Source organism: Acinetobacter sp. Lyrl_1, assembly GCF_051948795.1.
Classification (GTDB): domain Bacteria; phylum Pseudomonadota; class Gammaproteobacteria; order Pseudomonadales; family Moraxellaceae; genus Acinetobacter; species Acinetobacter towneri.
In genome coordinates this window covers 1-10256 of the sequence record NZ_JAYJLK010000058.1, presented here as the reverse complement: position 1 = coordinate 10256, position 10256 = coordinate 1, and the positions used below count along the sequence as shown (strand labels likewise).

Sequence of the window (10256 nt, the reverse complement as noted above, 5' to 3'; positions counted from 1 at the left end):
AAATCTGCCCAACAAGGCAATAAAAAAGCCATTGAAGAACTTAAGAATTATTAATTTTAGACATATTATCTTCTTATATATTTCTATAAAGTTTTCCTAAAATTAACATAATACACCTTATACGCAGTCAAAAATGGGAGCCTAAGCTCCCATTTTTATTGATGATTTTTTAATTCTTTTAGCATGGCATCCCGTAAAATTTTATTCATTCGTGTTTGATAGCCTTTGCCTTGGGCCTTTAGCCACTGCATGACATCTGCATCGATGCGAACCGTAGTTACTTGTTTAGTCGGCTTGTAAAATGGATTTTGCACTGCATTTTTCCAAAAACTTTCATCAAGTTCAGGAATGTCTGAAAAGTCTATTTCACTGTCTGCGCGTTTAGCCAGAGCTTCAAGTCTTGCCTTTTGTTCTTCAGACAAAACAGGAGGTTTATTCAAATCTACTTTGTACGTAACGGTTTTGCTCATACTGTTTCCTCTCTTTTTTCTCTGCCTGTCGTGCCGAAATAATGCGGATATGATCCATCCCATTATGGTCTTGTACTGTATGAGCAACCAACAGAACAGCTTGCCCATGTACCATACCTATCGCTTGCCAACGATACTCACCATTTTCAAAGCGATCTTGTTTATATAAGGCATGAGCATCATAAAAAACCAATGTTGCATCTTCAAAAGCAACACCATGTTTTTTGAGGTTCTTTTCTGCTTTTTGCTCATCCCATGAAAACTCAATTTCCATAGTTAAATCGCTTTTTATTAATACAAAAATGTTAATACAAAATTGTAAATATTGCATTCTTTATTAGTAATAATCTTACAGAATCGAACATAAAAAAGCCGACTTGTTTTACTGCTTCAATTTTGAATTCTTCAGGGTATCGTTTACTGCTCATAAGCACCTCGTTAATTAGCCATTTTATCTAACTAAAGGGTGTCTACAAAATCGGTGGCTATTCAAATCAGGGCTTTATAAACTTTAAGTAAATTAGGCAAGACAAACACGGATTGTATAGTCAATATCTCAATGGAGAGCTGTTAAAGTATTTGATCAAAGGCAGTTAAAACATTATCCCACAGCGATTTTGCCTCACTACGAAAATAACCCATATGACCGATTTTCGGTAATGACTGGGTTAATGGGATATCAATCAATTGGATATCTGCATTTTGATAACCTTGCATAAATGCGTTACGTGATTTAGGTAATGCCCATAAATCATCTAAAGCATTTGCAGCAATAATTGGCGTATGAATTTTTCTAAATTGTTCTGCAATTTCAGGGACTTTAGGGTCATCAAAAAAATAATGAGGGAATTTACACCAGCGTTTCCATTGTTGATATACCCCATAGGGTAAGTCCTCACCCATACCTAATAATGACATCGGAATATAACCTTTCCATTGTGCCAATGCGGGTAAAACCAAATCCCACAGTAATTTTACTTTCATTGCTTCGGCTTTTGGCATATAGCCATACCAGCCTGCACCTGTGGCAAAAGTATAAAGGCACTTGATTTTTTGATGATTGGGTAATAACCCAAAGGCATGTCCACCAAATGAATGACCCACTATAAAAAGTGGTAAATCATCTGCCATCGTATCGACTACGGCAGCAAGATCAAGTGTTGCCCATTCAATAAAATTACTATCAAAATTTTTAAAATCCGCAGGTTTAGAACGACCAATTCCCCGATAATCAAAGGTGATGACATTGTAACCGTATGTCGCTGCATACTCGGCAAAACGTCGATAGAACGCTTGCGGTACGCCTGTTGCACCAGCCAGAATAATGTTCGCTTTCGGCTTGTCGGCACTGTAATGGCGTGCTGCAAGTGGGTAGCCATCTTGGGTGGTAATGGTGAAATTTGTGTTCATATTTAATCTGGTTATAACAGTTGTTATAGTGAAAATTATGCTAAATTATAACAAGTGTTATAGCAATATGTTTTTTAAAGGGAATGTGACTGATGAGTTTGGCAGCAGAGAGTGAATTAAATACACGGCAGCGGCTTATTTTTGCGGTACTGGATTTATTGCGGACCCAAGGGTTAGCAGCAACCAGTGTGCGAGAAGCGGCTAAACATGCACAAACGCCATTGGGTTCGACTTATCATTATTTTCCTGATGGCAAGCCACAAATGGTCAAAGAGGCGTTGTTATTGTCTGGAAATATCGCGTTGGAACAACTGGATAAAGCATTGAATCAGCATGGGACACGTAAGGGTATTACCGCATTTATTGCGTGGTGGGGGGGGATTGTACAGGATTCCAGTTTTCAGGCAGGGTGTCCTTTAATGTCGGTATTGATGGAAATAGGAAAAGACGATGAAAAAGTACAATATGTTGAAACAGTCAAACAAGTGCTAAATTTATGGAAGCAACGATTGACACAAGCACTTGAACAAGACGGCATCTCATTTGAGCAGGCCACACAAGTCAGCTTAAGCATTATTGCGTCGTTTGAGGGGGCGATTTTGTTATGCCGAGCATGGGGAAATTTAACCCCGTTCCAAGCGGTAACTGCACAATTAGATGTAATGATTAAAAATTTGATTTAATTGTGTTTAAAATAGTTTAATGTGCTGAATTATTCCTATTGGTTTTTACTCATAGCCCATGTGAGGACTTATTAATAGATTAGATCTCTTGCGAAAGTATCGTTTTACCTAATTATTGAATTAGCTAAAACCTTATAAAATGTAGCTTTGGGCTGTTTAAATTTTGACTAACGCAAGAAGTCTATTACCCATCCTTAATATTTTCTAAAATTAACATAATACACCTTATACGAAGTTGAAAAAGGGAGCTTAAAGCTCCCTTTTTTACTAGTTTTTTTTAAATTGCTAAGCGTAAATTCAGTGCTTTTACGACTTTAATAACAGTATCAAAGCTTGGATTTACATCGCCAGAAAGTGCTTTATAAAGACTTTCTCGACCTAAACCAGTGTCTCTTGATAATTGAGCCATTCCTTTAGCTTTAGCAATATTACCTAAAGCTTTTGCAATGAATGCCGCATCACCATTAGATTCATCGATACAGGCTTGTAGGTAAGCTTGCATATCTTCTTCTGTTTTAAGATGTTCAGCACTGTCCCATTTACGAAGTTTGATAGCCATTTACAGCTCCTCCTCTAAATCTTGTGCTAATTGTAGGGCAAGTTTTATATCTTTACTTTGCGTAGACTTGTCTCCGCCTGCTAAAAGAATAACGACCCTTTGCCCTTGCTTACAGTAATAGATCCTGTAGCCAGGTCCAAAGAAGAAACGTAATTCAGAAACACCTTCACCTACTGGTTCAGTATCTCCAAAGTTTCCATCTTCAACCCGATCAATTCGGACTTGTATACGTCTTTTTGCCTGCTGGTCTTTTAACTTAGTAAACCAGTCATCAAAGACTTCAGTGGTATATATTGAGTACATAAGAGTAATGTATCCTATAGGATACATTCATGCAAGAAATAAACTTGAATGTATGGGGCTTACAACAGAATTTCGTATAACCGCCATTATGTTAAGTAGAGAGTTATTCCAAACTTCATTTAGCTAAAAAGTATTTACAAAATCGGTGGGTATCGAATTCCTATCTTGTTTCATTAACTACTAGATTGGTTTTGAATTACATTTTCTAGATAATGTAATGGTATCTGTAAATTTGTGACGATTCTTAAACCAATTAGCTTTTTTCGGCTGAATTGTTTTAGCATATTCCACTGCTTCAACCGCATATAACCCAAAATAGTCTTTTGAATTAATACCACGAACATTAGAAATTTTGCCATCTTGAGAATAAAATTCGATGTCATATTCGCCAAGATTTTCATCTACATATTTAGATAGTTCAAATTTCCGGATCCATCTCTCGTTTGATTAAATACGGTTTATAAGGCTCAAGAATACTCACTTTAGATTGTGTTCGTTGATATTTAGGTGTTACTTGAGATCGTAAATATTTACGCACAGTATTTCTAGAAATATCGAGTTCGCGGCTAATTGCCTTAATAGATTGACCTTGTTGATGAAGTATTTGGATTGTCACTGCTTGCTCCAAAATTAACATGTTGAGCAGTCCAAAAAGACCACTATATTAACCAAGGGGGTCAATTTTCAAATGCTGTTGGGGGGTCATTTTTACATTGCCGCTAACAACTCTTCAGCATGCTGGCCTGAACGACTATCCTGAAAGTCATAGATCACCGCCTGAACTGGATTGTACTGTGTGGTGGCATAGGCCCAGACATAACCTTTCTTCGGTTTTTTATTATTCTCACCCATCCGCATGATGGTGACCGGTGTTTCATCTGCATGCAGCACCCGCTGTTGTAGTACCACCTCTTTTAAGGCATTGGCCAGAGGTTCCAGTTCTACACCGCAGCGACCTATCCAGTCAGATAAAGTTGATCTAGAAAGTTCGATTCCCGCCCGCTGATAGATCAGACGTTGACGGTACAGCGGCAAATGATCGGCATACTTCGATACCAGCACATGGCTGAGCAATTCAGGTGAAGCAATGCCTTTATCAATCACATAGGCGGGCATCGCTTGCTGAGTCAGAGTGTCACACTGATCACAGACCCATTTACCACGCACATGCTGTTCCTTATAGAACTGTGCCAGTCTGAAATGCAGTTTTTCACTGATATCTTCGCCGATACGACGTAACTGGCAGCCACAACTGCATTGGGTTGATGCAGGTTCATGCTCAATACGGATGGTGTGTAGATGATCTGGTAGCAGTCGACGTTTAGGTTTGTTGACTGTGGCTTTCTGTGTCCCTGCATCGGTTTTATCTGCATTTAATCGTTCTAATTCCAGATCAACGGCTGCGATATCTTCTTCGACCGCTTCGTCCCATAGATGGATTTGTTTTGCGGTGAGATGTTCGTTTTTACTGCCGAATTTATGCTGTTTAAACAGCGCCAGTTCATGCTCGTATTTTTGATTGAGAATGGAAAGATGTTGAACTTTGGCATCCAATTGTTGGTTTGATTGTGCTAGAGACTGATGCTGCATCGCCAACTGTCTGGTGAATTCCAGCAGTTGTTCATGGGTCAGTTGGCTTAAGTCAGGCAGCGTATTCATGACCGCAGTATGCCTGAGGTCATGAAGAGAATGAAATAGAACGTTTGGAGGATGGCAGAATGGTCGAGCTTGGTTTAGAGCATATTCACCACTTGCTGCAATCCAATTCTCTGCCAGGGCAAACCTTGGATTAATGCCTGTAACTGTTCCGGGCTGAGGGCCACGGTTTCACCTTGGTGAACTTGAGCCCAGTGAAATTTACCCTGTTCCAAACGCCGGGCACACAGCCAGATGCCCAGTCCATCATGTACCAACACTTTCATACGATGACCACGTTTATTACAGAACAGGTAGGCGCAATGCGGTTTGATGTAGCCAAAGGCTCTCACCACCTGAGCCATGACAGTATCCATTCCTGCTCGCATATCCATGGGCTGGGTAGAGAGCCAAATTTCATTGATACGGATCATGTTGCCAGTGCCTTGAGTAATTCTGCCAAGGCAGGTATTTCTGATGTCTGCCATTTTAGCTGAATATCATTATTCGTATGAGGCACGGTGATACACAACGTGATCCTCTCATCAATAGGTTGGCTGATTGCAGCAGTGTAAGGCAAAGCAATAAATGCTGGATTCACATGAGTAGGATCCTGCACGGCACCCTCATGATGGCTGAAGATCCTGATCCAACGACTGACAAGGTTGGCATTAATACTATGTTGCAGTGCGACCGAAGCGATCGAGGTATTAGGATTTTTGCAGGCATTGACAATACTGAGTTTGAATTCTTTGCTGTATTTTCGGCGTTTTTTAGCAACAGGAGGTGTTGCTGAATATATATCCATGTTCATGGATTAAGTCCCCACTTGTTTTTAGGTGGGGACTAAATTAAGGCTTATAGGATCGCTTGGTAAGGCTGTGTTAGCCGGATGCTTACTTTCTTTTACCTTAATAACGGATTTGTTTAACGGCAGCATACTTTTTGAAACACCACCAAACTATTTATATTCCACCAGCATATAAATTTCCCTATCGGAAAATCTGATAGGAATTGATTATTTTGATACAAAACGTGAAAACTGGGAGTGATTATATGGACATATATAATATTTCCGGATAAATATAAACCACTCCACAAGAAGAAAGGCAGAATTTAATCTCAGTCTGAAGTAATAGTACTCTCAAAGACCAAATGTTAAGACGCATACTTAAGAAAGCAAATTTCAATAATGCATGAGGATGTAATTAGTTTGACGGGACTAAAAAAGTGTAGCAACTTGCTACACTTTTTCGCTTTTTTGAATCAGCTGTTTTAAGAAATCTTCTAAATGTAAAAGACTGGCTTCGTCAATTTTCGAGATATTCAGAGAAACTTTAAGCTGTTTTTGATTCAGTTTGATATTCCCCGCAATCTTACCAGCATATTCAATTTTTCTGACCACGGATGTTGTGGTCAGTTTTTCTGGATTCTGACTCAATAGTTTTTCAGCATAAGTAGTAACTTTGCTTTGCTCGAGTTTTTTGTCTTTTAATTTTTCCCAAGCTCCGAGTAAGGCCATTTCGGCTTCAGAGAGTTGTTCAAGATGATCCGATAGAAATTTTTTGAATGCAGTTGCAGCAGTACGGCCTAGCAAGCCCGGTTCCACATCAAGGTCATTTAAAATTGCTTGCGGCAGTTTTTCGTATGCTAAATACTTGTACATATCTTCGCGATTTAAACCCAGTGAATTGGCTAAACGTTGCTTGTTTTTCTTTAATTTCTCATCAAGTGAGTTCAAGCCAATAAAAATCTCATAATCTGTCAGATCCTGACGCTTTAAATTCTCTGCCAGGGTTAACAAAGATGCTTCTACATTATTTGCATCAATTATAATGGCTTCAATCACAGACTTTCCGAGTAATTGATGTGCCCGTAAGCGTCGCTCGCCTGCAATCAGTTCATATTTCAGATTATCCAGTTTACGCACTGTAATGGGCTGCAAAAGGCCGATTTCATTAATAGAATCCGCCAGTTCTTTTAACTGTGACTCTTCAAATATTTTACGCGGCTGGTTTGGACTTCGGCTGATATCCTCAATAGGGACATTACGTCTAAACTCTTTCGGCTCTTTAATATTGTCTTTCTGTGCTTGCTGATGTTTTTCTGTATTCTGTTTCAGTTTCTGAGCTAAAAGCTCTTTGGTGCTTGCCATAATGCTCTCAGGTTTTAATTTTCACTACAATTTCATTGGCAAGGCTTTCAAAAGCCTTACGTACTTTTGAATTTTTTTCTACTTTCAAAAGTGGTTGTTGCAGAATCGCTGCTTGATTGACTTTAGTACTTTGAGGAATTGTGGTTTCTAAAATTTTACCTACCTGTTTCAAGGCTTCATCCCGAATCAGCTTACAGACATTCTGACGTTCATCATGCTTAATTAGTAAAGCGCCTAAAAGCTCTAAATCTGGATTAATACGTTTGATTTTTTCAAGATGATTTAAAAGATCTGTTACCCCATACAATCCATATTGTGATCCTGATTCGATAGGGATAATGACATGTGTTGAAGATGCCAAGGCATTGCTGGTTAATAATTTAAGGCTAGGTGGACAGTCGATCAATATAAAATCATAAAGATCTTTTAATAGTTTTAACTTGATATTTAACTCTTCAGAAGGACGGGGAGCTTCTTCTTTTAGTTGATCTTCAGTTTTTCCTAAATTTAAGGAACCATAAATTAATGATACTTTTTCAAAGTTCGTTTCTTCTTGTAATGCATCTGCCAACAACGAAATATCGCCCACTAGTAATTCTGCTGTAGTGACAGCAATTTCGCTTGGATGTTGGATCCCAATGTGTAAACTTGCGTTTGCTTGAGGATCTAAATCAATGACTAAAACTTTGTAGCCCAGATTGGCAAGTTCTGAGGCTAGGTGTACAACAGTCGTTGTTTTGCCACATCCGCCTTTATGGTTAGCAACAGTAATAATTTTTGCAGACATGCGTGTCAGATGCTTCCTTATTTCAATGTTTAGTAATATAAATAACTTTCATTCATCTTACTATAGTTTTTAAATTTATAAATCCTATTTATTCAGCTGTAAAACAACTTAAAAAATAAATTTTTAACTAAGCTAGCTTAATTAAAAATTAGAATAATTAGTTATTTAGCTAATTAATAATTAGGATCATATTTTTATTATATAAAACAAATGCTTGTAACTTTAAAAGTGGAAGGTTTGTCACTATAAAGTGGAAGGTTTGTCACTATAAAGTGGAAGGTCTGTCACCGTAAAGTGGAAGGTCTGTCACTATAAAGTGGAAGGTTTGTCACTATAAAGTGGAAGGTCTGTCACTAGGGTGGAAGGTTTGTCACTACTATTTTTAGAACTGCTATTTTTATTTAAAAATAATTTAAAAAACAAATATTTAAGCTGTTAATAAAGTCTCATAACTAAGCTTTAAAGGTGGAAAGATTGTCACTGTATCTTCTTAACCTGTGGATAATCTGTTTTTATTGGATATTTCCTGATGATTATATGTGCAGTTATACCTTTTAAATCTAACAAAAAGGTGGAAGCCTTGTCACATCAGGGTTTTTATCTGACTTAACCTAACTAGACCTGAATGAAAAAAGTAAAAATAGACCTTCTGAACTGTAATTTCGAGACTAAAGGTGGAAGGTCTGTCATCATGGGGTGGAAAGATTATAATTAATTTCACTTTAAGTGCAGGAAATCGGCTAAAATGCTTCTTTTTGATGACAAACTTTCCACTTTTAGAATATTGTGGTGAAAGTCTTGAAAGTTTTTCCACTTTTGTATATAAAAACTAAGTTAAATTATAAATATCACGGTTATGACAGAATCTGAACCATTGCAAGAAGAATCGAATTATATTCCTTACTGTATAGGCAACATTCGCCATAATGGCGTTGTCAGTACCAGTAACCGTTTAATTCGCCCAATCGAATTATCAGCCAATGAATATAAGGCACTTTTATATGCAATGGCGGTTGCGAATTATAGTGAGAAAAATAGGGTAGATGGTGAAATTACCGAACAAACTTATATTTATTTGTATAAGGATGATTTGGCAGATTTACTAGGATTAAATAAACGTAATTCAATTAATGTTGCAATAGATCGGATTTATAAAGAGCTTTCATCCCGGGTAGCTCATTTTATTATTGAGGAGCCAGCTGATAATGGTAAGAGAAAGACTAAAAAAGTACATTCTGTCGTTCCCATTATCCGTGAGTTAAGATGGGAAGATGATTCTAAAAATGCGATTCAGATTCGTTTTACCAGTGAGGTGTTGCCGTATTTCACTCAACTGGCTGGGGGTAATTTTACTACCTATCAGCTAAAACATCTTTTTGCCCTAGATTCTGTTGCCAGTATGAGTCTTTATACTTATTTCATTAAAAACGAATTTAAGTACGCCAATCAAAAGAGTTATGAAGTGCCATTACTTTTAGAAAACTTGAAAGCACTGATTGATATTAATGAAACCAAATATGATCGCTGGGTAGATTTTAGACGCTATGTATTAGACAAAATAGTGGCAGAAATTAACGAAAATACAGATCTACAGTTAGAGTATGAAACCGTTAAGAAAGGCCGTCCAATTGTAGGTGTGAATTTTAAACTGCATCATCGGATTGCTGATAAGGCACTGGATGAATTTGCAGTGATTGAAAAAATCTATCTTGATGTTCCATTTGAAGACAATGCATCCGTAAAAGAATTAGGGGCTAAATTCGATATGAATGTACGTTCTTGGTATATTTTTAATAATGATGAAAATTATCAGCAGTTCAAGAAGTGGTTTAAAAAAGTAGGATGCCTCACTGACTCTCAAGCAAATATTGTCATTAATGACACTTTATTCCAAATGGATTTTGCTGAAATTGGTATGGGGTTGAATGACTTTAAACGAAATATGAAGCATAAACTTAAAAGTAATCCGGAATTCGTCCATAGTATTCGTGAAAGACTGAATGATATTTTTGGTAAAGAGTTGATCTAGCGAAAAGTGTAGCAACTTGCTACACTTTTTAGATATATGTTCGTAAAGAATACAAGTGGTAAGGACCTTAGGATAAAAACGACTCTGTTGCATAAAGTGTGAAAATTGAGACTGAACCGTACCGGGTTTGTCGGAGACCACTTTTCTTGAGAGAATGTCCCGATGAAAAAAGTAAAATACACCCCTGAAATCAGAGATAGAGCGGTTCAATTATTGATTGAATCT

General features: G+C 37.5%; 11 protein-coding genes and 2 pseudogenes. 2 read left to right on the top strand and 11 right to left on the bottom strand.

All coding sequences use genetic code 11. The features are described from left to right. Positions 1–155 precede the first annotated feature (155 nt). The 3 genes from VF675_RS12765 to VF675_RS12755 form a co-directional block, all read right to left on the bottom strand. Positions 156–470, bottom strand: a complete 315-nt coding sequence (locus VF675_RS12765; protein WP_440205320.1) for a BrnA antitoxin family protein — start codon at positions 468–470, stop codon at positions 156–158. Beyond that, a complete protein-coding gene (locus VF675_RS12760) occupies positions 433–744 on the bottom strand; it encodes a BrnT family toxin (protein ID WP_440205321.1) in 312 nt (103 codons plus the stop codon). Before VF675_RS12760 ends, VF675_RS12765 begins: the two co-directional genes overlap by 38 nt. Before the next feature lie 296 nt (positions 745–1040). Next, entirely contained in the window at positions 1041–1880 is an 840-nt protein-coding gene (locus VF675_RS12755; protein WP_440205319.1) for an alpha/beta hydrolase family protein, read from the bottom strand. Positions 1881–1972: 92 nt separating this feature from the next. Between VF675_RS12755 and VF675_RS12750 the strand changes: the two genes are divergently transcribed. Beyond that, a complete protein-coding gene (locus VF675_RS12750) occupies positions 1973–2563 on the top strand; it encodes a TetR/AcrR family transcriptional regulator (protein WP_168406781.1) in 591 nt (196 codons plus the stop codon). A gap of 277 nt (positions 2564–2840) precedes the next feature. Here VF675_RS12750 and VF675_RS12745 read toward each other — a convergent pair whose 3' ends face one another. From VF675_RS12745 to VF675_RS12710, 8 genes and pseudogenes are all read right to left on the bottom strand, one after another. Beyond that, on the bottom strand, positions 2841–3122 hold the full coding sequence (locus VF675_RS12745; RefSeq protein ID WP_000985610.1) for an addiction module antidote protein: 282 nt from the start codon (positions 3120–3122) through the stop codon (positions 2841–2843). Next, entirely contained in the window at positions 3123–3425 is a 303-nt protein-coding gene (locus VF675_RS12740) for a type II toxin-antitoxin system RelE/ParE family toxin (RefSeq protein ID WP_000286964.1), read from the bottom strand. A 424-nt stretch (positions 3426–3849) separates the two neighbouring features. Next, a pseudogene (locus tag VF675_RS12735) lies at positions 3850–4062 on the bottom strand (helix-turn-helix domain-containing protein); the annotation flags it as partial. Between the two features lie 83 nt (positions 4063–4145). After that, positions 4146–5084 (bottom strand): annotated as a pseudogene (gene tnpC / locus VF675_RS12730) (IS66 family transposase); the annotation flags it as partial. Between the two features lie 74 nt (positions 5085–5158). Next, a complete protein-coding gene (tnpB, locus tag VF675_RS12725; RefSeq protein WP_000619347.1) occupies positions 5159–5494 on the bottom strand; it encodes an IS66 family insertion sequence element accessory protein TnpB in 336 nt (111 codons plus the stop codon). Further along, positions 5491–5874 carry a transposase gene (locus VF675_RS12720; RefSeq protein WP_001055585.1) on the bottom strand — a complete coding sequence of 128 codons (384 nt, stop codon included), beginning with the start codon at positions 5872–5874 and terminating at the stop codon, positions 5491–5493. The genes tnpB and VF675_RS12720 overlap by 4 nt, the downstream gene beginning before the upstream one ends. Before the next feature lie 429 nt (positions 5875–6303). Continuing rightward, positions 6304–7215, bottom strand: coding sequence for a ParB/RepB/Spo0J family partition protein (locus VF675_RS12715; RefSeq protein ID WP_440205318.1), 912 nt, complete (start codon positions 7213–7215; stop codon positions 6304–6306). 7 nt (positions 7216–7222) lie between these two features. Next, on the bottom strand, positions 7223–8002 hold the full coding sequence (locus tag VF675_RS12710; RefSeq protein ID WP_179990956.1) for a ParA family protein: 780 nt from the start codon (positions 8000–8002) through the stop codon (positions 7223–7225). An 856-nt stretch (positions 8003–8858) separates the two neighbouring features. On the opposite strand from VF675_RS12710, the gene VF675_RS12705 reads away from it, so the two are divergent. Continuing rightward, positions 8859–10031: a replication initiation protein gene (locus VF675_RS12705; protein WP_127800989.1), complete on the top strand. Its 1173-nt coding sequence runs from the start codon at positions 8859–8861 to the stop codon at positions 10029–10031. The last annotated feature ends 225 nt before the right edge of the window (positions 10032–10256 follow it).

Excerpts from the sequence above, each read along its gene's own strand:
- VF675_RS12715 (WP_440205318.1), bottom strand. The coding sequence starts at position 7,215 with ATGGCAAGCACCAAAGAGCTTTTAGCTCAGAAACTGAAACAGAATACA.
- VF675_RS12720 (WP_001055585.1), bottom strand. The coding sequence starts at position 5,874 with ATGAACATGGATATATATTCAGCAACACCTCCTGTTGCTAAAAAACGC.
- VF675_RS12755 (WP_440205319.1), bottom strand. The coding sequence starts at position 1,880 with ATGAACACAAATTTCACCATTACCACCCAAGATGGCTACCCACTTGCA.
- tnpB (WP_000619347.1), bottom strand. The coding sequence starts at position 5,494 with ATGATCCGTATCAATGAAATTTGGCTCTCTACCCAGCCCATGGATATG.
- VF675_RS12760 (WP_440205321.1), bottom strand. The coding sequence starts at position 744 with ATGGAAATTGAGTTTTCATGGGATGAGCAAAAAGCAGAAAAGAACCTC.
- VF675_RS12710 (WP_179990956.1), bottom strand. The coding sequence starts at position 8,002 with ATGTCTGCAAAAATTATTACTGTTGCTAACCATAAAGGCGGATGTGGC.
- VF675_RS12765 (WP_440205320.1), bottom strand. The coding sequence starts at position 470 with ATGAGCAAAACCGTTACGTACAAAGTAGATTTGAATAAACCTCCTGTT.
- VF675_RS12705 (WP_127800989.1), top strand. The coding sequence starts at position 8,859 with ATGACAGAATCTGAACCATTGCAAGAAGAATCGAATTATATTCCTTAC.
- VF675_RS12745 (WP_000985610.1), bottom strand. The coding sequence starts at position 3,122 with ATGGCTATCAAACTTCGTAAATGGGACAGTGCTGAACATCTTAAAACA.
- VF675_RS12750 (WP_168406781.1), top strand. The coding sequence starts at position 1,973 with ATGAGTTTGGCAGCAGAGAGTGAATTAAATACACGGCAGCGGCTTATT.
- VF675_RS12740 (WP_000286964.1), bottom strand. The coding sequence starts at position 3,425 with ATGTACTCAATATATACCACTGAAGTCTTTGATGACTGGTTTACTAAG.